Below are 20,468 nucleotides of genomic sequence, written 5' to 3'. Positions count from 1 at the left end.
CATTTCCCTGGGTGACCACCTCTTTGCTATTCTTCATTTGAGCGTAACCTCCTTGGTGGGCCAGTTCAAGCTGGCCTCTTTTGATTTCCTCAACCAAAGGTTACGCTTTTTGCTTTTTCTCCATCAAACGGGACGCGGCCGTGAAAATAGGCCAGATGGTATTCGCCTACGTGCTGCAGGAAAGCCTCGTGGGCCTGCGCCCTTGGGCGAGCGGCGACCGGCATCTCCTGCATGGCCTCTTCGACGCCCTGCACAGGTCCCGCGTGGAAATCATCAGCCACGACCTCGATTCCCTGCGCCGGAACATTTGGGTCGGCTGGAGCCGCGACGGCGGCTGGGGGGCCTACTGCATGAACGCCAACCTGCTGACGCCCTCGACGAGAAATCCGGCCCGCCTGACGGTCTACTACACCGACCTGCTCCAGAGGCTTTTGCCCTGACGTTGACCTCGGGCTCCAAAAGCGACAGAATGAAGGAAATTCCATGCCTAGCTTCCTTAAACTCCTTCCACTTCTTATTTTAAATCCGACTCTAACTCCTCTTCGCGCCCAACAAGCCTCCACCCCGACCACCCATGTCGAGCCGGAACCGAGCCTCCTCGAGCTCGTGGACGAGGCCAACAAGGCCCTGCGCGGGAATTCGAGCCGCGCGCGCCTCGCCATGACCATCTCCACCCCGCAGTGGGAGCGCCGCATGGAGGTGGAGGGCTGGAACCAGGGGCGGGAGATGGCCTTCATCCGGATACTTGCCCCGGCCAAGGAGAAGGGGACCATCACCTTGCGGCGCAAGAACGAGATGTGGGTCTGGATGCCCAAGGTCGAGCGCGTGATCAAGATACCGCCCACCATGATGCACAGCTCCTGGCAGGGCTCGGACTTCACCTACGAGGATATAGTGAAGGCCGACTCCATAGTCAAGGACTACGACCACAAGCTCCTGGAAAAAAACCAGGAAAAAGAGCGCGTGGTCTACAAGGTCGAGGCCGTCCCCAAGCCCGACGCCCCGGTGGTATGGGGCAAGGTCATCCTTTGGGCCGCGCTTTACCCAGGCTCGGAGGCCGTGCCCCTGCGCGAGGATGACTATAGCGAAAGAGGAGAGCTCGTGAGAAGCATGGCTTTCTCCGAGATCAAGCGCATGGGCGGGCGCCTGGTCCCCTCGCGCCTGGAGTGCCTGCCGGTCAAGAAAAACAAGGAGAAGACCTCGGAGAAGGAGCGCGCCTACAAAACCGTCATCTCGTACCAGGAGCTTGAGTTCGACCTCGCCTTCGACGAGAATTTCTTCAGCCTGTCCCGCCTGCAAAAAGGGATCCAGTAATGCTGCGCCTGGCCTGGCGCAACGTCTGGCGCAATTTCCGCAGGAGCCTACTCACAACACTCTCCATGGCCTTTGGCCTGGCCGCCATCATGTTCGGCCAAAGCATGATCAAGAGCGTGCAGCGCCAGCTCATCGAGAAAGCCACGGGGTCCATCACCGGGCACATCCAGGTCCAGCACCGCCGCAGCAAGGAGTATAAATTCCCGGATAAATACATAGAAGATCCTGACTCCATAGAGGAGATTCTAAGACAGGAACCGCGGATCAAGGCCTTCGGCCGGCGCATCACCATCACCGGGCTCGTCTCCTCGACCGCCGCCTCGGTGGGGGTGCTGGTCTGCGCGGTCGAGCCGGATAAGGAAAGCCGAATCACGGCCATGGCGGGCTACGTCACCCAGGGGCGATTCCTGGGACCTGAGGAGAAGGGAGTGGCCATGGGCGACAAGCTCGCCCAGCGACTGGACGTGCGCCTGGGGGAGAAAGTCGTGGTCATGGCCCAGGCCGAGGACGGGAGCATGGGTGCTGAGGCCTTCCGCGTGACCGGTCTCTACCACACGGGCAGCACATCCTTCGACGGTCAAATCATCTACGTCCCGCTCAAGGCCGCGCAGGAGCTACTGGCCTGCGGAGGAAAGGTCAACCAGTTCGTGGGGCGCTTGGCCGATATCCAAGAGGCCGAGCTCGTTCAGCAGGACCTGTCGAGCCGGCTGTCGGGCCGGCAGGTTCAGGTCCTCACCTGGAAGAACGTGGACCACGAGATTCTAAGCATCCAAAAATTCCAGGACGGCATCCTCGACATCGTGCTCATCATCATATTCCTCATCGTGGCCTTAGGGATACTCAACACCTTGCTCATGAGCCTTTTCGAGCGCGTGCGCGAGTTCGGGGTGCTCATGGCCATCGGCGCCCGCCCCTCCTGGGTCATGCGCCTCATCTTCGCCGAGTCTTTGATCTTGGCGGGCTTGGGGACCCTATTGGGGCTTGTGGTGGGCTCGACTTTCATCGCCTACTATAACCACGAGGGCCTCCATCTTCCCATCGGCGAGGCCATGTCCTATTTCCTTCCCTTTCCCTCGGTCATCTACCTCAACTATTCCTGGCCCCACCACCTTTACGCGGCCGCCTGCGTGCTCTTGACGAGCTTTCTGGCCGCGATCCCCCCGGCCCTGCGCGCGGCGCGCATGAAGCCGGCCGAGGCCCTGCGCCATGTCTAGCCCCCTCATAGAGGTCAAGAAGGTTTCGAAAATTTACGCGGCGAAATCCAGGGCAGCGGCCAACAAAGTCACGGCCCTCAACCATATGAGTCTCGCCTTTGACAGCGGGGAATTCACGGCCATCGCGGGGCCCTCGGGCTCGGGGAAATCCACCTTGCTCAACCTCATCGGCATCCTCGACAACCCCACGCACGGAGAGATCCTCTACGAGGGCCGGCGCATCTCGGATCTTAAGCCCGAAGCCATGGCGGACTTTCGCCTGCGCTACCTCGGATTCGTTTTTCAAGCCTATAACCTCATCCCGGTGCTGACCGCCGTCGAAAACGTGGAGTATCCCCTTGTCCTCCAGGGAATGCCCACCGAGGAGCGCCGGACTCGGGCTCTTGAGGTCCTGCGCTGGGTGGGGCTATCGGAACAGGCCCATCGGCGGCCTGATCTCCTCTCGGGAGGCCAGCAGCAGAGGGTGGCGGTCGCGCGCTCCATCGTCCACCGCCCCATGGTGGTCCTGGCCGACGAGCCCACGGCGAATTTGGATTCCAAAACCGCGGCCTCCCTTCTCGATCTCATGCAAGCCTTGAACCGCGACCACGGCCTCACCTTCATTTTCTCCAGCCACGACGCTTTGGTGCTCTCCCGGGCCAAGCGCGTCGTGCACATCCGGGACGGGAAACTCTGCGAGGGGCCGGCGGATGGCGCACCTTAGCGGCATTCTTCTAGCCCTCGCGTCCGCGTGCTGGGGCGCTTCCCCGGCCCGCCACATCGTCGCGTCGGGCTATGTAAAGGAGCTCTGGCACTCCTCTCGCTCGATCACGACCGGGAGCCCCTATGCTTTAAGCCTGTCCCGGGCGCGCCTGAGCTTGGAGGGCCAGACCACCATCTTCAAGGCCCATGTGGACTACGACCATGAATTGTTCGCAGGAAGCTATTTCCGGACCCCGGAATACCGGACCTTCGGGTTGGGAGAGCCCGCGGTCTGGCTCCATATGGACCAGGACATCCATAAGACCGCCACATCCCTTTGGAGGCATCGGCTTTACAGGGGTTGGGCCGGAATCGAAAGCGATTCCGGCTTACTGCGCTTTGGGCGCCAGCGCGTGGCCTGGGGCACGGGCAAGTTTTGGAATCCCACGGACATCTTGAATCCCTATCAGCCCACCAGCCTCGAACGCGAGGAGCGCCGCGGGGTGGACGCCCTCTACGCCCGCCAGGGCCTGGGAACCCTAAGCCAGCTCGAGGCGGCCTGGGCCCCGGAGGCTAGTTGGCCTGCCCAGATTCTGCTGGGCAGGGCCGGGAGCAACTGGAAGGATTATGATTTCTCGCTTATGGGAGGGAAAGTCGCCTCCTCGACCTCGAGCTGGATGCTGGGAGGCGACTTCGCGGGCAATCTATGGGACGGGACCTTCCATGGCGAATGGTCCTACACCGATCTAAAAACCAGAACCCCCTTTTGGAAGGTGGATGTCGGCTACGAATACACCTTCCCCAGCGAGACCACAGTGAGCGCCTTAAAGGATTTGGCTCTGGGCCTTGAATATTTCCATAACGGCCAAGGCATCGCCTTGGCCCGGGACTATCTAGGATTTTCCGCGTCCAAGGACGTTCACCCGCTTCTCAAGCTCGAGCTCTTTCTCATCACTAATCTCAATGACGGCAGCCGCTTCCTGGGCCCCAGCCTTCAGTGGAACGCGCTCGAGAACCTCTATTTGACCGGCGGCTTCCAGCGCTTCGGGGGACGCCGTTCGACGGAATTCGGCCGGCCGGCCAATATAACCTTCCTGCAGGGGCAGTACTACTTTTGAAGCAGCTCCGCCGCGGTGAGCTTGATGGCCGCGCATTGATCCGGAGTCAGCTCCATGCCCGTCGCGGGATGAAGGTTCTGTCCAAGGATGTCATCGATCCCGCCATCCTCGTCCCCTCCGCCCCTGCCATATCTCCCGGGTGGCGGCGAATTCTTCTCCACCCAAAAATCAGCGAGGAGATTGTTCGGAGGGCAGGGAGTCATCCCTCCCTCCGGACCCCGGCATTGGTGGGGAGGCTCGTCCTGCACGAAAACGTGGGCGAGCTCATGCGCCATTTGTCGGCCCACATTGCGGCAATCCAAGCCGGAATCCAGGCTGACCAAGACGCGGCCGGACAGCGCGTCTTTCTCGGCCTTGGAGAAGGCCCCGTTCTTCTCGATAAAGGCCACCGTGGGGAAAGCGTAGGCGCAATGCTCCTCCAGGTTCTTCACCATGATCACCGAAACCTCGGCCTTGCGCCGCAAGGCCGGGATGGCGGGGTAGCGCCGCAAAAGCGCCTTCAGCGCCGCCCTGTAGTAAGGAACGCCCGCGGCCCGCTCAAGGAGAAGGCTTTCCCGGGCCAAGCCTTCGATCCGCACAGGTGGAGGGACGATGATCGGCAGCTCGAATCCGCAATGCTTTTGGACCAGGTCCTTGAAGAGTCCGATGCCGGAGCTCCACTCCTCGGCTTCGCCTTTAACCGCGGCATTTTCGCCGCGGTAGACCTGGACGGTAATGCCTGATTTTTCCGCCGAGGCAAGCAGCGCGAAGATAAGAGGCTGCGCCAAGAAAAGCAGCGTCACCGGCCACCCCTCGTCTGGGGCCTCGTCATAATCCGCTCCAGCTCTTGCAATTCTCTCGGATAGGCGCGGAGCTCTTGCTTTAGATAACCCCAAGACCCCGCGCAGTGGCTCCTTACTTGGGTGTCTACATCGGTCGCAGCGAGATAGTAAGCCCTCATAAGCGCATTGGGGAATTGAATACGCAATTTCTCTATCGCTGAGTGTATTTGGCTTGCGGTTCGCCTCCGGATCTCCACGTCAGGAGCCTTAAGCCCCAGCAGCAATAATTTGGCTATCTCCGGCCCGTGGCGGTCCTTGTTTTCATTGACAAATCCTTCGAGAAGGCCGGGAACTCTCTTGTAGCCGAACCCGCTCTTGGTATGAATTTCCCGCCGGCATTTCTCGAAGTCGGAAAGCAGTTTCATCCCAGCCGCGGAGGGGGGTGAGGAAGGCTTTAACCGCTCCGACTTCTTGGCCTCTGCTAGTTCGGCGGCGATTGAACGAATGCCCGGCCCTTCCCAGGCCTTGTCCGGCTGGTCCTGGGCGGCGGCCTGGCCAGCAGGACCCGCAGGCGCCTGCTGCGCCGGGGCTGGCGTCGGCTCGGTCTTTGCTGGCGTCCCTGGAGCCTCCTGCTTGGCGGCAGCATTTCCCGAAGGCGGCGCCGGGGCTGCCGGAGGCGAAGAGAGAAGATCTTTATGCGTTTGTTTTAAATAGTCGAGGATTTCCTCGGCTTTGGCCCTCACCTCAGGATCGGCGCTTTTTTTCGCTTCATCGAGCCATAGTTTCATGGTTCTGGCCTTGTTGACGTCCGCGGAGCCTATTCGCTTTAAATCTTCCAAAACCTGTTTTTGTCTCGGAGAATCAGCGGCCGGATGATTCCCATTCATAAGATGCGCGAATAGTTCCGCCACTTTGCCGGGGTTCGACCCGCCGTGTTCTGCGGCGACTTCGCCGAATCTCAGAATTTCAGGCTTTCTAACGCCAAAACTGGGGTTTTTAAGAGCCGTTTCGTAAGAGTTGAGCGCGCCCGCATTATGCGCGGAGGGCGCGTTTCCACCAGCTCTCCCCGTCCAAAGAATGAGCTCGCGCTGTTTGGCGTTAAGTCCTGCCCTGGCGAGTATACGGCCCTTTTCAAGCATCTCCTGTTGGGTGAAACTCCCGTAGCCTCTCTTACCCAAGCCAACCTTGTGGGCTGCCTCGATAGCGGCCTGTTGCTCCGGTGTGAATCGGAATCCTTCCGGAAATGCCTCGCCAGCTTTGCTGCGCACCTCTTGACTGGAATGCTTACGCAGCCAGTCCAAGTAACCGAGATTTTCGGGATTGGCTGATGCGTCAAAGTAACGTTGTCCTATCGGCAAGGATTTCGTTTCGCGCGGCCTCGATGGTCCATTGCTGGGAGTCGGCGCATGCCCACCCCGATTTCGAACCAAAGCACCGCGCGTCACACCGTGGAAAGTGCTCACGTTCTGCAGAAGAACCATGGAGGCATTATCTATTTCCTCAGCGCTGGGGTTTTTACTAAATAATAGAGTCCCAAGACTGCCCCCGACCTCAGCCATCTGGGGACCAGAAAAAGCGGCGGTCTCGAGCTGGCCGATGAGGGCTTCCGCCTGCTTAAGCGCCTGACCCTTGGCCGCCCCCAACCCCGCGCTGTCGAGGAACCCTTGGGCCAAATTTACGCCATTGCCCACGGCATAGAAAAACACCTTGCTGAAGGCGTCGTCCCCATTTTTCGCGATCTCGCTGCCGAGGTTATCAATGCCATAGGTCCTTTCAAGAGCCTGGGCCATGTTCTCTTCGCTGTCGGGAGGCTCAAGACCCAGCGCCTTGGCCTCCAAGGCCGCGAACTTGGGCACTATCTCGGCGCAACCCGGGCGAGAGTTGATGGCCTTCTCATACCGCTCCAAAGACATGCCCCCAGGATCGTAATGAGAGGCTTCGTTTTGGGAGTATTTAACCAAAGTGGCCTGTTGCCAAGTGTAGTAGCTTTGCACACTCATCATGCAGGCCACCTCCTTGAGGTTGTTGTCCTGCTTGAGCCTGGCCATAAGGGCCATGGCCGCGGACTCGGCCTTGAAGCCCGCCGCCGTCAATCCATGGCCGGCCGTCTGGAGGGGGGAGAAGAGAAGCTCGATCATGGGGCCGAGGACGCCGGGAGACTCGACTTGATTGTCGGCGATATCCTGCCGGGGGCCGGCCAATTTCCAACCGCCGGATGAGGAAGCCTCCCAACGGTATAGATAGGCCTCCGGACCCTGGTAAAGGTAGGCCGCGGCCTTTCTGTCGGCCCAAAGCTGCGTGATGACCCAATCCTGCTTTTCGGTGCTGAGGCGAATCTCGCCCCCGATGGCCATGGTCTTCTTGACCGGCCCGTGGAAATAGGCTTGCTTGACAAGCCAGTCCTTGAATGGGATCAGTTGCTCTTTGGAAAGATGGCCTAGTTCCTCCCTGCCGATGTTTTGAAGATCCTTCGGCTTCAGATTGCCGAGTTCCGCGGATCGAGGGGCGCGAGCCAAGAGCCCCTGAGGCGCCCCGGCGTGCGGCGTCACCCGCGCAACTCCGCCCATATGTTCCATTTTGGCTCCTTGCGGGTCAACGCTTAAACGCGGTTGCCCTTTTTGGAGCTGCGCGGGAGTCCCTACCGCCAGACCGCCGCTAGCGGAAGGTAGCACGATCTCGCCCCGTTTTACCTCGAACTTCTGCCCCCTGAAAATCCCGCTGCCGCCATTCCAGAAACCCAGATTCTTGCCGTCCATACTGATCGAGCCCCCCGCCGGAGTAGTCAAAACTCTCATGTTCTCGCGAGTCACCTCCACCGCCCCGTAGGGGCCGTGTTTCTCTGTGACTTTCTTCCCGGAGGGGTCATTGTAACTGATCGTGGTCGTATCGCCGGCCTTGCTCACGGAGACATTGCCGCCCTGCGCCTGCAATCCGCCTGCGCGCAAGCTTACACCTGCTTGTTGCTTGGCCCAAGAGCTGGTGATGGCGAAACACTCCAATCGCGCGAACAATCCAATGGTTTGAACGGAAGGCTTCCCGCGAGATAGGACATTCTTGATATATTCGTCCAGATCCAGGGGGGATCTTTGCTTTGTATTCAAAGCCAAGCTATTGATTCTTTGGAGGGTTTCCTGGAAGGACTTGCTGTTCAATGACATCCCTGGGCCAATGCCTCGCCTAAAGGCCTCAAATAGGCTTTGAACCTGCATCTCTTTGAACCTCGGATTTGACTGCAGAGAGGCAAGCCCGACCAATCCCGCCAGTTTTTCCTCAAATTTTTTATTGGGATCGTTAAACAGTCCATAAAAATCGTTGAAGTTCCCTCGATTTACCTGCTCATGAGCAGAAGAAGGCCCTAAGGCTTGTCCCGGACGCGTCTGCGGCGCCACATCGTTATTTGAAGAACGGCCCGAGCCATCGAATCCAACAGCCGTGTTAAGATTAAGCCCTTGGCCGATCGTTGACTGCCCGGGCGATTGCGGCCCAGCTTTAGCAGCGGGCGCCCGCGGTTGGGGCGAGGGAGCCGCCTTCGCCAGCAAAGACCTGAAGCGCGATTCGTACTGTTTAATGAGCTCTTGAAGATAAGGCTCGGTGTCAGGGTATTGCATCGGGCTGCAGCCTTTGAACTGCAAATGCAATTTTTTTACGCTCGTCCCAAGATCAGACATTGGCTTAGACGCGATTTGATCCCACTTTCCAGAATCCGGAGCCACCTTTAACTTTTGCAGCATTTCAGAGGACCTGTCGAAGTGGAGACGATTATTGATTTCCTGCCAGAGCAACAGCTTTGGATACAAGGTCTGGAAATCGTTGCTCTTTAAAACGTCAGGTTTTGTGGCGGCTTTCAAAACAGCTCGATAGAAGAAATTTCCTCTGGTATCAAACAAATTCGGCGGACGATTGTTTTTTGCGGCGACTTCCGGGGATTCAAAGGGATGGCCAAAGGCGATGCATAGTTCCAATTCGGCGTCCTTTAGTCGTATCCCAATTTCGTCCGACCAGAGTGGCGAGGGCGCGACAAGAATATAGAGAATGGCCAATAAATGGGCCCTCCGCCAATAAATTCTCCTTGAGAACATGGCATCTAAGTATGAGGCGGAAAAACAATTTTCGCAATACCAAAAAATATCTATGGCACCGTCAGAATTTGCTAAATTAACCGCCATGGAAAACATGATGCGCCGGGGAAAGATGGAGTGGGTGATCTCCTTCGGACTGCTCCTGGGGGCGGGGGTGCTGGGGGCCCTGCACAGCCGGCCGCCGCAACTCGCGGGAGGGCCGCTAAATTCAGGGGATGTGGCCTGGATGCTCACGGCCACGGGGTTGGTGCTCCTCATGACCCCGGGGCTGTCCTTCTTCTACGGGGGCATGGTGCAGAAGAAGAACGTGATCTCGACCATGCTCCAGAGCTTCATCTCGATGGGAATCCTAAGCCTGGTCTGGATCATCGTGGGGTTCAGCCTGTCCTTCGGGGAGTCCTACCGGGGCCTCATCGGAAACCCCTTCACCTATTTTATGTTTCGCAACGTCGGGGGCGCCACGCATCCGGATCTGGCCCCGACCATCCCCTTAGCGCTTTTTGCCATGTTCCAGCTCAAATTCGCGATCATCACGCCGGCGCTCATCACCGGCTCCTTCGCCGAGCGCGTGAGATTCTCGAGCTACATCCTTTTCATCACGCTTTTCAGCCTTTTCATATACTGCCCGCTCGCCCATTGGACCTGGCATCCGCAGGGATTCCTGAGGCAGTGGGGAGTCCTGGACTTTGCCGGAGGCACTGTCGTCCACATGTCGGCGGGCTTCGCGGCGTTGGCGGGGGCCTTAGTACTGGGAAGGCGCAAAACGCATCTGGCAAGCCAGCCCCACAACCCGGCCAACATCCCATTCGTCCTCCTCGGGACGGGCATGCTATGGTTCGGCTGGTTCGGCTTTAACGCCGGCTCGGCCTTGGCCGCCAACGAGACGGCGGTCTTGGCCTTCATCACCACCAACACGGCCTCGGCCTCGGCGATGCTGGCCTGGGTGTTCTTCGACGCGGTGCGGGGGCGCAGGCCCTCGGCCTTGGGGGCCGCGGTGGGGGCGGTGGTGGGCCTGGTGGCCGTAACCCCGGCCGCGGGCTACGTTTCGGTGGGGGCGAGCATGGCCATCGGGATACTGGCAAGCCTGGTCAGCAACCTCGCGGTGTACTGGAAGTCCAAGTCAACTTTCGACGACACCTTGGATGTATTCCCCTGCCACGGGGTGGGGGGCATGGTGGGGATGCTTTGCACCGGGATATTCGCCGACAAGGTCGGGCTCATCCACGGCGACCCGACCACCTTCCTGCACCATCTGGGGGCCACCGTGATCGTGGGGGCTTTCAGCTTCTTTGGCTCCTACGTCCTCTACAAGGTGACGGACGCCCTTATCACCCTGCGCGTGAGGCCCGACCAGGAGGAGCTCGGCCTCGACATCAGCCAGCATGCGGAAACGCTGGCATAAGCCGCGACACTGACAATTTTACGATCGGAAACTAATATTTCCGCATGCAGCCCCGAAAGAATGTTTTCTCCGAGCAATTTGCTTGGAAATCTTCTTTTCTAAAATTTTTTTCGCTTTAGGCCAATCTTTCTCAAATAACGCGTAGATGACGTTGTCTTTGTAAATGCCGCCCTCAAGAAAACGTTCGCGTTGAACTCCTTCCATTCTAATCCCGAGATTTTCGAAGAACTTGCGCATCCTCTTGTTTTCCACGAATGTCCCCATATCAACGCGATGAAGCCCCAGCTTGTCAAAAGCGTATTGAAAACAGAGAAGATGGCATTCCGCCGCCAGTCCCAGCCCCCAGAAAGGATGATGAAGTATGATCCCAAAATTCCCGTAGCGGTGCTTTAAATCCAGAATATTGAAGCCGCAGGATCCGGCGATTCGACCGGAATCTCGCGATTGAACGATGAAATGCAGTTCAGTCTCTTGGCGTCGGCCCTTCCGCTGTTTTCCAAACCGCTCCTGAACCTCGTTTCGCGTCCAACCCTTGGGAGCATGCGCCATGTACCTCAAGCACTCCATAGTTTTCAAATCACTGAGGATTTCCCGAACCGCGGGAATATGTCGGGTCTCGGGAGGAGTTAAAACAACCAATCTTCCCTCCAATTTGTCGGAATGGCTCATGAATGCTCCTTGAAGCAGCGGGGTTTCTCTCCTGGAACTCGAAGCAACTTCCGGAAGTTAAGTAAGTTAAGAAAGTAAATGACTGGCACCTAGGCGTCTACCCATTTGCCGTGGGTTTTGATGAGGTCGACGAGGGCCTGGTCGGCGGTTTCGGCGGGGATGCCCTTCTGGACGCATTCCTTGCCGACGTAGAGGTTGATCTTGCCCGGAGCGCCGCCCACGTAGCCGAAGTCCGCGTCGGCCATCTCGCCTGGGCCGTTGACGATGCATCCCATGATGGCGATCTTGACACCCTTTAAGTGCCCGGTTTGCTTCTTTATGCGCTCGGTCGTGGTCTGCAGGTCGAACAAGGTCCGGCCGCAGGAGGGGCAGGAGACGAACTCGGTTTTGGTGATGCGGACTCCAGCGCCCTGGAGGACGTTGTAGACAAGCTCGAGATTGCGCAGCGGGGGCATGTCGGCCTCGATCTGGACGCTGTCTCCGATCCCGTCGCAAAGTAGCGAGCCCATGAGCACCGCCGACTCCAGGACCACGGTCTCTTCGTCCTTGCGGCGAGGGGCGCGGATGTGGATGGGGGAATTGGGGGCCTGCGCCGCCAAAAGGCGGTATTCATGAATGAGCGCGCTCGTGTCCGAGCCCGAAAGACTCAGCACCGTCTGGATATTTGCGGCGCGCGCCCGCGCCTCGAGCTCGAGAGCCCGGGAGGCGCTTTCAGCTTCAATCAGCCAGGGGATTTCCCGGGCCTTGACGGCCGGCAAGAAGGCGGCGATGTCCGCGTCGGGGCTCACGTAGGAGACAAGATCCACGAAGGCGAGCCCCTCAAGGAGTAGGGCAAGACCGCCCTCGAAGCGCCCCAGGAAGGCCAGCCGGGAGGTTTCCCCGGAAAGGGCTTCGCGGGCCGATTTGAGCTCCGCCAAGTCCTTCGGGCTTCGAACCGTCCACTCCAATATCTCGGGGTCGGCTCCCTGGGCCTTCTTCAACTGGCCCTCCAGGAGGGCGAGGAGCTCCTCGGGGCGGGCCGAGGGCGGCACCGAGACGGCGGCGCGCACGAGCTGGGAGCCGCCCAGCATGAAGGGACCGCCCCGGAAAGCCCGGCTCTTGCGGCGGGAGTAATTGTAAAGGTCCGGGCAATGCCTAAGCGCCGCCGCCTGGGGTCTCGGGGCCTCGTCCGGGCGGCGCTGGAAGCGGCCGGCCAAGGCGTAGCAGACCGGCACCTCGCGCTCCGGCTCCTCGGTCAAGGACACCCTTAAAGTGTCCCCGATCCCGTCCTCCAATAGGCTGCCTATGCCGATCGCGGACTTGATGCGCCCGTCCTCGCCGTCCCCGGCCTCGGTGACTCCAAGATGAAAGGGGTAGTCCATGCCGAGATCGGCCATGCGCGCGGCCAGGAGCCGGTAGGCCGCGATCATGACCTTGGGATTGGAGGCCTTCATGGAGAGGATGACGTCGCGGTAGCCATTTTTCTCGCAGATGCGCACGAACTCCAAGGCGCTCTCCACCATCCCCAGGGGGGAATCGCCGTAGCGGTTCATGATGCGGTCGGACAGCGAGCCGTGGTTGGTGCCGATGCGCATGGCGCGCTTCAAGCGCTTGAGCTTCAGAACCAAAGGCGTGAAGCGCTCCTCGATGCGCTCCAAGTCCTCCCGGTACTGGGCGTCGGTGTACTCCACTACCGCGAAGCGCTTGGTGTCAACGAAATTGCCGGGGTTGATGCGCACCTTATCGACGTAGTCGGCGGCTTCCATGGCCGCGGCCGGGGAAAAATGGATGTCGGCCACGAGAGGAACATCCACCCCTGCCTTGAGGAGCCCCTCCTTTATCTTGCCCAACGCCCGGGCGTCATCCACGGTGGGTGCCGTGACGCGCACGATCTCGCAGCCAGCCTCGGCCATCCTGAGGCTCTGGCGGATCGTGGCCTCGACGTCCAAGGTGTCGGTGGTGGTCATGGACTGCACGCGCAGGGGATTGCCGGCCCCGACCCCGACCGTGCCCACCAGCACCTCTCGGGTCTTGCGGCGGCGGTAGGAGAATAGATCCAGGCAGTGCTTGGGGAAAGTCTCGGCCGGGTTCACAGCGAAAGGCTCTCCTTGGCTTTCTTGTAGCGCGGGTCCTGGGTGCGCATGGAGTCGGGGCTCACGCCGAGCCGGCGGCAGGCCGCCGCGGTCAGGCGCTGGCCCCAAAAGACCTGCCAAAGCCAGGAAGCGCAGGCCGGAAGGCCGTGGCCGTCCACCTCGAGAAGCGGGACCTCGACCAGCTTGAGATATTGACGGACCGCCTCCCAGCGCGGCTCCGCGCGGTCCGTGAAGGCGACGACGGAGCTCCCCGGGCCCACCGAGACGCGCGGCCCGTGCAGGAACTCCTCGAGGCCGAAGGGCCGAGCCCGAATATAAGCGGCTTCCTGGAGCTTGAGGGAAATCTCCCGGGCCACCCACTCGCGCGCGAGATCGCCGATGAGAACGACGTCGGTCTCGGGCTTGAATCGGGGAAATTCCGGGCCGCTTTCCAGATGGGCCAAAGCGAGGCGAAAGCCCTCCAGGAGCCCGGGATCATTGATCCAGCGCGCGATCCAGGCCATGCTGGTGGTGAAGGATTTGGTGAAGACCCCGGAATCCTCCATTTCGCAGGTCTCCACGCGGTGAGTGATGTTCTCATTCCAAGCCCCGCCGCGGCCCGTGACGGCCACGGTCACGGCCCCGGCCCGATGGGCCTTCACCGCCGCCTCCACGCTGAAGGACTTGCTCCCGCGGTGGGAAAGAAGAACCACGGCATCGCCGGGCCCCACGGGCTGGTCCATGCGGGTAAAATCGAAGCTGTGGACCGCCTCGGCGTTCGGGGAGACATGGCGGCGCCAAAGCCATTTGGCGATCTGGGCCGCGTGAAAGCTCGTGCCGATGCCCACGAAGAAAATCCTCTGACTCTTCAAGTCGTCCATCCAAAGAGGGCGGGAAGCGTCTAAAATGGGCCGGATCAAGCTGGGCTGGAGGAAAATATTCTTTTCGTAGCGCGAGGAATTCATTGAATTGTATGATTATACCAAATGACGGCCCTCCCCGCTCCCACCCTCGGCATACGGCACGTCGCCCTCAAGGTTGGAAATCTCAAGAAAATGGAGGGATTCTATGCCGAAGTTCTTGGCTACCGGGTGGAGTGGCGGCCGGACCCCGAGAACGTCTACCTTTCCCTCGGCCCCGACAATCTGGCTTTGCACCAAGCCCCGGTCGAGGGCGCGGGCGCTCTAGATCACTTCGGGATATTCCTGAAGGCCCCGGAGGACGTGGATGCTTGGGCCGCCCATCTAATAGGCCAGGGCTATGCGCTTCTAAAGGAGCCGAAAACCCACAGAGATGGGACGCGCTCCTTCTACGTCAACGATCCGGAGGGCAATACCATTCAGTTCCTACACCACCCAGCACTCAGGTCCTAACGGGACATAGGCCCTTTGCCCAGCTCGATGTAGGCCCTCCGGGAACAGCTTTTTGGTCCGGCTTGGGTAGAATCCTCTCCATGATGAAGCCTCTCGCTGGACTTCTCTTGTTAATCGTGGCGTCCGTGACGCCCGCCGCAGCGACACCAACCACGGCCCCGCTCCGGGGCTGGTTCGTCCATGAAACCCCTTTCGAGCTGGCGCGCTCGGCGGCGATACTCGAGCGGGCCAAGGAGCTCAACCCTGGCCTTGAGATCATCGTCCACCAGGCCTGGGAAGTCCTGCCCATGGCACCCCAGGCTTTGGCCCGGCGACTGAGCTCGGAGAGGGTCTCTTTCGTGCTCTCAGCCAACCCCGCGATCCGCCGCTCCTTTGAGGCCCTGCGCGGAGCGGGTCTTTCCGAGGGCGTTGATTTTGGGCTGGCCACCAGGCGTGAGATCATGTTGGAGGGACGTCCTGGGCTCCCGAAGCTGGCAGGTTCAAGGATTGAGCCCAAGAAATATCTGTTCATAGGGGAAAACTCGGCCGCGCCTCGACTCGCGGCCGGGCTTTCGGGCTCGCGCCTGGCCTGGCGCCAGCTCGCCGACACCGCGCTCCATTGCTCTTGGCCCGGGGAGGACGAGAGGATCCCGCGGCCCTGGTTCGATCCGCGCCAACACCGGGACGCCCGCAAGCTCGCGGCCTTCCTCGAGTACAAAGAAATAGACGTTCTGATCGTGGAGGACCCGCGCGCGCTCAAGCTCGCTTGGCTCATGCAGACGCTGGGCTATCACGAGGCCTTGGCGGTGGTGCCGACCGGCCGCGCGGCCGCCTTCAACCCTTGGAGAAGCCCCGTGGTCGCGCATTACTCGGGCAACAGCCTTAAAGCAGCCGAGGCCGCGGCGCGCCTGCAGCCGGTCCCAACCCTTGATCTCGATTTGCGCGCGCTGCCCGGCGGCAAAGAGGGAGAGTACCGCTTCATCGCCCGGCATGACGAGAACCCCGCCGCGGGCCGCGCCGCTCCACTGGTCGAAGACGTCTTGAAGCTTGTCGCCTCGGCTGGGGCCGAGGTCCAGATCGAGCTCAAGGACAACGCCGGGGAATTTCCCGGCGTTGAAGGAGAGGTCCTAGCTCTCCTGCGGCGAGAAGGACTTCTCTCCCAGGCCTGGTTGTCTTCTTTCGATCTCGTCACTCTCGGGAATTTGCGCGCCCTGGACCCGAGCGCGCGGCTGGGCTATCTGCCCTCGAGCCTCGGGAAGGGCTGGCTTTCCTTTATCCGAGGCCTCCTGGGCCGATCCGCCCGCTCCATGGGGCGGGGTTTGCGGGAAAGCCAGGCCCAATCTTTGCACCTGCTCTGGACCAACGTGATTTTCCGCCCCTGGCTCATCAACTATTTCCAGAGGCGGGGCTTTGAAGTCTGGATTTACACAGTTAATAATCGGCTTCTCTTCTGGCTCATGCGCCGGCTGGGGGCCGACCGCATATTCACGGACCGTCCCGAGCGGTTTAGTCGCGAAGATTAAGTTATCCCCAAAACTTCGCGACGAAGTTTTGAGGATAACCGCTCGTGGCGCGCTCTAGGCCTTAAGACCTAGAACCAAGTGGGCTCACAGGCCCATGCGCCGGATATGCTTTGGCTTTACACTGGGATTAGGAGGACATAAACATGAAAACCCCAAACCTGCCGCGACCGTTCTTCATAGCCGCATTGATTGCGACTCCTTTCCTGGCCCATGCCGCGGGCGACTTCGAGCTCCCAACACAGAAGCTGGGACAGCTTCGCCTTGAGATGGGGCAATTCGAGAAAAGCCGGCTCAAGGATCAAGGTGGGCCGGCCCTTCCCCGCGTTTTGAAGGCGCGGTTGGAAGGCTCGGACAAGCGTCCCGTTTTTGGCTATCTCGAACGCTACAAGGAAGCCGACACGATGGGAAGCGTCATTCATATCCAAGGCAACGTATTTTTTAAAGAAGACAAACTGACGCGCCGCATTGACGCCACGGTTAGGATCGAGTACCAATTCAACCGAAAGACAGGCATCTGGTCGCAGACGCAAGCGGAAGGCGTGGATTACCTCAACAATGCGACTATACGGGTGAGGACCTACAAGCCGGAGCTCATCCGCGAGGACGTCGAGGACGGCACGGGGCTGACCCATCCAAAGCAGTATTACAGGGTTCAGCTTCTAAGCGCCGAGGTCGAGATCCGGCTCTAACCCGTTAAATCTGGTAAGATTTGACAAATGCTGACCGGGCTTCTGCTGTTCGGCGTGTTTCTGGCCATGGCCATGGCCATGTACGCGGGGAAACTCCCGGCCCTGCTGGCCCTCCCGATACTGGCCTTCGCGGTCACCGTGGTCTCGGCCTTTCCCTCTCTCTACTCCCAAAACGCCTCGGCCGAGCTTTGGCCCCGGCTCATCCATGCGGCCTCCGAGAGCCTGAACCTCGCCTTCACCGTGGTCGCGGCCCAGGGCGTCGGGCGCCTGCAGGCCGCGATATTCACCGTCATGCTGGGGGGAATATTCGGTCATTTCCTCAAGGGCTCCGGCGCGGCCGAGAGCCTGGTGCGCAAGGTGGCCGAGCTTGCCGGGGACAGGCCCTTCTCCTTGAGCCTGGCCATGACCGTGGCCGTGAGCGCGCTCTTTACGACCCTGTCCGGCTTGGGTTCGGTGATCCTGGTCGCCAACATCTACTTCCCAGCACTTCTCTCCTTGGGCGTGCCACCTCTCTTGACCGGATGTCTCTTCATCATGGGCTTCTCCTTGGGGGGGATTTTTAATCTCGCGAACTGGGCCCTTTACCTCGACGTCCTGCATTTGAGCTCCTCGCAAGTCCTCTCCTACGCCGTGCCCTTCGGAGTCTTGAACCTTGCGGTGCTGACGGCCTTTCTGATTGTTGAATTTCGCAAATCGAAGATTCCGGTGCCCGCGCGCTCGGCTGTCTTGGCCGCGCTGGGGACAATCCTTCTGGGCGCCCTGCTTCTGGCGGCCAAGAGCCGCGCGGCCGAGCTCCAGGGCCTCTTGCCGAGCCTGCGCTTGGCCTTTCTGCTCCTGCTCGCAGCACTCTTCGCCGTCCCCAGAAGCGCCAAGGGCCTGGGGGGAGCCGCGGTGCTGGCTCCCTTCGTCCCCATCGGCCTTGTGCTCTTCCTCGGCTGGCCCATCAGCTCGGCCCTTCTTCTGGGCATCCTCTACCTCTATAGACGGGCCCAACACCCTAATCGCGGCAAGCTCCTCGTCCAATCCGCGCTCGAGGGCATCCAGGGCGTGGCTCCCGCGGTGGCGGTGATGATGGGCATCGGGATGGTGCTCGTCGCGGTGTCCCAGCCCGCGGTGGGTCAAAGCCTCGGGCCGTGGCTCGCCATGATACTGCCCCGAACCTCTTCCGGCTACGTCCTCCTCTTCACCGCACTCGCCCCGCTCGCCCTGTACCGAGGCCCCCTGAATCTCTGGGGCATGGGAAGCGGCCTGGTCGGCCTCATTCAGAAATCCAACTTGATCGCCGCCCCCCGCATCATGGCGGCCTTCCTGTCCACGGGCCAGATCCAGGGGGTGTGCGACCCCACCAATACCCACAACGTCTGGGTCGCCAACCAGCTCAAGGTCGAACTCAACGCCATCTTGAAGAAAACCTTGCCTTACATGTGGCTGGCGGCCTTCCTGGGCCTGATCCTGGGCCTTTATGCCGGATAAGCGCTGCCGCGTCGGAATCGACGTCGGCGGCACCTTCACCCACGCCGTGGCCCTCTCGGAGCCCGAAGGGTCGCTTCTGGCGCAAACCAAGGTCCCAACCACTCACTCGGCCCCGGAAGGCGTGTCCCTCGGCATCGTCCACGCCCTGCGCCAAATCTTGAAGGACGGGGGTGTGGCGCCCGGGGACGTAAGCCGCGTGGCTTACTCCACGACCCAAGTCACTAACGCTTTGCTGGAGGGGGACGTCTGTTCCGTGGGCATATTGGCCGTCGGCCGCGGCTGGGAGGGAGCTAGGACACAAAGCGAGACCGCCTTGGAGCCCTTGGAGCTCTGCCCCGGGCGGTTTCTCAAGGCCTTCCACGCCTACGCGGACCTGGACAAGGACTCCGGGGACGCGGCCCTGTCCCAAGCCATCGAAAGCCTGCGCGCGCTAGGGGCCGAGGCCCTGGTCGCGGTCTCGGCCTTCAGCGTGGACAATCCCGATCTCGAGAAGCGGCTCCTGGACTTGGCCGCGGGCCTGAATATTCCGGCCACCGCCACCCATGAGGTCTCCCAACTCTACGGGCTCAAGATCCGCACGCGCACGGCCGCCGTCAATGCGGCCCTTCTTCCCAAGATGATGCAGACGGCCTCCATGACCGAGGCCGCGGTGCGCGCCCTCGACATCAAGGCCCCGATCGTGGTCATGCGCTCCGACGGCGGCGCCATGGACATCAGCGAGATGAAGCGCCGGCCCATCCTCACCTTGCTCTCCGGCCCCGCCGCGGGCGTGGCCGCGGCCCTAATGGCCGCGCGGATCGCCGACGGCCTTTTCCTCGAGGTGGGGGGGACCTCGACCGACATCTCCTGCATCAAGAACGGCCATCCCTCCCTCAAGGCGGCGCGGGTGGGCGCGCACCGGATATTCCTCAACACCTTGGACGTGCGCACTGTGGGCGTGGCCGGAGGCTCGATGCCCCGGGTCTCGGGCCGGAAAGTGGCCGCGGTGGGGCCACGCAGCGCCCATATCGCGGGGCTCGGCTACAGCGCCTTCCCGCGGGAAGGCGCGTCTTGGACGAAGGCCGCGACTTTCTCGCCCAAGCCCGGGGATCCCGCCGATTATCTCGCTCTGCTCGAGGGTGGCGCGAAGCTGCCATCGGCAGCGCTCACCCCGACCTGTGCTGCCAACGCCCTGGGGCTTCTCCCCGAGGGAGACAACGCCCGCGGGGACGCGGCCTCGGCGGCCAAGGGCTGCGCCGCATTGGCAGAGATCCTCGGAAAATCTCCCGAGGAAGCCGCCCGGGAGATCATGGCCGCGGGCGCGCGGCCGATCCTGGCGACCTTAAAGGAGCTCATCGAGGAATACCAGATGGACGCCGAGCGCGTAAAACTGGTGGGAGGAGGCGGGGGGGCCGGCGTCTGGATCCAGTATTTATCCCGGGAGCTCAAGCTCCCGGGAGGCGTGGTGGAGCACGCCCCGGTGATCTCGGCCATCGGAGCGGCCCTGGCCCTGCTCCAGGAAACCGTCGAGCGCAACCTCATGGACCCCAAGCCCGAGGACTTGGCCCAAATCCGGCGCGAGGCCGAGGACAGGCTCCTGCGCTCGGGGGCGATCCCGGAAAGCATAGAAGTCCGGGTGGAGGCGGACTCCCAAAGGGGAATACTGCGCGCCGTCGCGGTGGGCTCGCACGAGATGGCGGCCGACGAGAAAAAGCTCCCCCTGGAGGAGATCGCGGCCAAGGCCGCGGAGCTCATGGGGGCGGCGGACGGCGCGTCTCTCACGGCGCGCACCGACCGCTATCTTGTCTACGAGTCCCGCATCCTGCGCAAGAGCTTCCTGGGGCTTTCCCGGCAGGCGAAAACGCCGTGGCGGGTCCTCGACTTGAATGGCCGGGCGCGCCTGGCCTCCTCCAACGGAACCGTGCTCAAAACCTCGGCCAAGAGCCTGCTCCAGGATCTCCCCTCGGCCGTAGAGCGCTATTCCAACTACGGGGACGCGGGGCAGGTGCTTCCCCAAACCTTTCTGGTGCTCAATGACAGGACCGTGGACCTCTCGGGCCTGGCGAACCTCGAGCAGATGCTCTCGGTCTGCCATCAGGAGCTCGGGCGCCTCAAGGCCGAGGACCCGGTGGTCCTGGCGATCAGTTTTCCGTAGAATATAAC

16 protein-coding genes are annotated in these 20,468 nt (G+C 61.1%); 11 read left to right on the top strand and 5 right to left on the bottom strand.

The annotated features are described in order from the left end of the window. The first annotated feature begins 140 nt into the window (after positions 1 to 140). From HY921_10740 to HY921_10720, 5 genes are read left to right on the top strand one after another with little or no spacing between them, the layout of a single operon-like run. Positions 141 to 440, top strand: coding sequence for a hypothetical protein (locus tag HY921_10740; GenBank protein ID MBI5631345.1), 300 nt, complete (start codon positions 141 to 143; stop codon positions 438 to 440). A gap of 43 nt (positions 441 to 483) precedes the next feature. Then, a complete protein-coding gene (locus tag HY921_10735; protein MBI5631344.1) occupies positions 484 to 1,314 on the top strand; it encodes an outer membrane lipoprotein-sorting protein in 831 nt (276 codons plus the stop codon). Next, positions 1,314 to 2,528, top strand: a complete 1,215-nt coding sequence (locus HY921_10730) for an ABC transporter permease (GenBank protein MBI5631343.1) — start codon at positions 1,314 to 1,316, stop codon at positions 2,526 to 2,528. The genes HY921_10735 and HY921_10730 overlap by 1 nt, the downstream gene beginning before the upstream one ends. Further along, the gene (locus HY921_10725; GenBank protein ID MBI5631342.1) at positions 2,521 to 3,231 is read left to right on the top strand and encodes an ABC transporter ATP-binding protein; all 711 of its coding nucleotides are present in this window, start codon (positions 2,521 to 2,523) and stop codon (positions 3,229 to 3,231) included. The genes HY921_10730 and HY921_10725 overlap by 8 nt, the downstream gene beginning before the upstream one ends. Then, on the top strand, positions 3,218 to 4,327 hold the full coding sequence (locus HY921_10720; protein MBI5631341.1) for a hypothetical protein: 1,110 nt from the start codon (positions 3,218 to 3,220) through the stop codon (positions 4,325 to 4,327). Before HY921_10725 ends, HY921_10720 begins: the two co-directional genes overlap by 14 nt. Here HY921_10720 and HY921_10715 read toward each other — a convergent pair. Together HY921_10715 and HY921_10710 are read right to left on the bottom strand one after the other, a co-directional pair. After that, positions 4,318 to 5,109, bottom strand: coding sequence for a hypothetical protein (locus HY921_10715; GenBank protein ID MBI5631340.1), 792 nt, complete (start codon positions 5,107 to 5,109; stop codon positions 4,318 to 4,320). The two genes, HY921_10720 and HY921_10715, sit on opposite strands and share 10 nt — an antisense overlap. Beyond that, positions 5,106 to 9,128, bottom strand: a complete 4,023-nt coding sequence (locus HY921_10710; GenBank protein MBI5631339.1) for a hypothetical protein — start codon at positions 9,126 to 9,128, stop codon at positions 5,106 to 5,108. The genes HY921_10715 and HY921_10710 overlap by 4 nt, the downstream gene beginning before the upstream one ends. 151 nt (positions 9,129 to 9,279) lie before the next feature. Here HY921_10710 and HY921_10705 point away from each other — a divergent pair, with 151 nt between their 5' ends. Continuing rightward, entirely contained in the window at positions 9,280 to 10,569 is a 1,290-nt protein-coding gene (locus tag HY921_10705; protein MBI5631338.1) for an ammonium transporter, read from the top strand. Between the two features lie 18 nt (positions 10,570 to 10,587). Here the strand turns inward: HY921_10705 and HY921_10700 are convergent, their stop codons facing one another. From HY921_10700 to HY921_10690, 3 genes are all read right to left on the bottom strand, one after another. Next, complete coding sequence (locus HY921_10700) at positions 10,588 to 11,238, bottom strand: GNAT family N-acetyltransferase (GenBank protein MBI5631337.1); 651 nt, start codon at positions 11,236 to 11,238, stop codon at positions 10,588 to 10,590. An 89-nt stretch (positions 11,239 to 11,327) separates the two neighbouring features. After that, entirely contained in the window at positions 11,328 to 13,310 is a 1,983-nt protein-coding gene (ispG, locus tag HY921_10695; GenBank protein ID MBI5631336.1) for a (E)-4-hydroxy-3-methylbut-2-enyl-diphosphate synthase, read from the bottom strand. Next, positions 13,307 to 14,254: an SIS domain-containing protein gene (locus tag HY921_10690; GenBank protein MBI5631335.1), complete on the bottom strand. Its 948-nt coding sequence runs from the start codon at positions 14,252 to 14,254 to the stop codon at positions 13,307 to 13,309. The genes ispG and HY921_10690 overlap by 4 nt, the downstream gene beginning before the upstream one ends. 21 nt (positions 14,255 to 14,275) lie before the next feature. Here HY921_10690 and HY921_10685 point away from each other — a divergent pair, with 21 nt between their 5' ends. From HY921_10685 to HY921_10665, 5 genes are all read left to right on the top strand, one after another. Further along, positions 14,276 to 14,662, top strand: coding sequence for a VOC family protein (locus HY921_10685; GenBank protein ID MBI5631334.1), 387 nt, complete (start codon positions 14,276 to 14,278; stop codon positions 14,660 to 14,662). An 80-nt stretch (positions 14,663 to 14,742) separates the two neighbouring features. Next, positions 14,743 to 16,164 carry a glycerophosphodiester phosphodiesterase gene (locus HY921_10680; protein ID MBI5631333.1) on the top strand — a complete coding sequence of 474 codons (1,422 nt, stop codon included), beginning with the start codon at positions 14,743 to 14,745 and terminating at the stop codon, positions 16,162 to 16,164. Between the two features lie 143 nt (positions 16,165 to 16,307). Then, the gene (locus HY921_10675) at positions 16,308 to 16,853 is read left to right on the top strand and encodes a hypothetical protein (protein ID MBI5631332.1); all 546 of its coding nucleotides are present in this window, start codon (positions 16,308 to 16,310) and stop codon (positions 16,851 to 16,853) included. Between the two features lie 27 nt (positions 16,854 to 16,880). Beyond that, a complete protein-coding gene (locus HY921_10670; GenBank protein ID MBI5631331.1) occupies positions 16,881 to 18,326 on the top strand; it encodes a hypothetical protein in 1,446 nt (481 codons plus the stop codon). After that, on the top strand, positions 18,316 to 20,460 hold the full coding sequence (locus HY921_10665; GenBank protein ID MBI5631330.1) for a hypothetical protein: 2,145 nt from the start codon (positions 18,316 to 18,318) through the stop codon (positions 20,458 to 20,460). Before HY921_10670 ends, HY921_10665 begins: the two co-directional genes overlap by 11 nt. Positions 20,461 to 20,468 lie beyond the last annotated feature (8 nt).

Source organism: Elusimicrobiota bacterium, from assembly GCA_016218575.1.
Taxonomy (GTDB): Bacteria; Elusimicrobiota; Elusimicrobia; order UBA1565; family UBA9628; genus JACRDN01.
This window is presented reverse-complemented; position numbering and strand designations above follow the sequence as displayed.